Genomic DNA, 546 nt, shown 5'->3' with positions numbered 1-546 from the left:
GAATACGGTCAGGCAGTTCCGTATGCTCTGACGGACACCGCCTTTCTCGGTAGTTCCCAGCCCCGCCTTGATTTCCTCAATGCTCTGGGGCGGCTGCATGGCGTTCATGGTGTTTTTTAGTTCTTGCTGCGTTTGCGGCGGCAAGCTCTGCCATTCGCTTTTCAAGCTGTATCACATCCTTTCCGTAGTCCGTAATCAAAGCTGCTTTTTCCTCTGTCTCCCCAAAGAGCAGCACATCCAGCAGATATTCCACTTGGTCTTGCTTCTGTAAGGCTTCCACAAACCGTGGATGAAAGGCTTCCTCCGGGGAGTGCGGGGCATAATCCTTTCTCCATGCCCGAAGCAAGTGAAGATAATCGGCAAGAATACGGAAGCAGCGGTTTTTTGCTTCCTGAAACTGTTCCTCCGGGGATTTCTGCCGGGGCTTGGGCTTTTTTACCTTCCCCGGCGGTTTCCAGTCCTCATAGGAAAGCCCGAAGTCCTGTGCCAGCTGTACGGCGGCTTCTTTCTTTCCCAGCCCATACAGGGCGGCGGCAAAATCAATCA

1 protein-coding gene and 1 pseudogene are annotated in these 546 nt (G+C 53.3%); both read right to left on the bottom strand.

What is annotated here, in order from left to right:
* Positions 1-144: pseudogene (locus LJE09_RS19000) on the bottom strand (virulence-associated E family protein); the annotation flags it as partial.
* A partial coding sequence (locus LJE09_RS17375) for a DNA primase (RefSeq protein WP_227311611.1) occupies positions 77-546 on the bottom strand: 470 nt, incomplete at its 5' end. The gene LJE09_RS17375 and the pseudogene LJE09_RS19000, both read right to left, overlap by 68 nt.

It is taken from the genome of Blautia sp. DFI.3.45, assembly GCF_020593505.1.
GTDB lineage: Bacteria > Bacillota > Clostridia > Lachnospirales > Lachnospiraceae > Blautia_A > Blautia_A wexlerae.
This window is presented reverse-complemented; position numbering and strand designations above follow the sequence as displayed.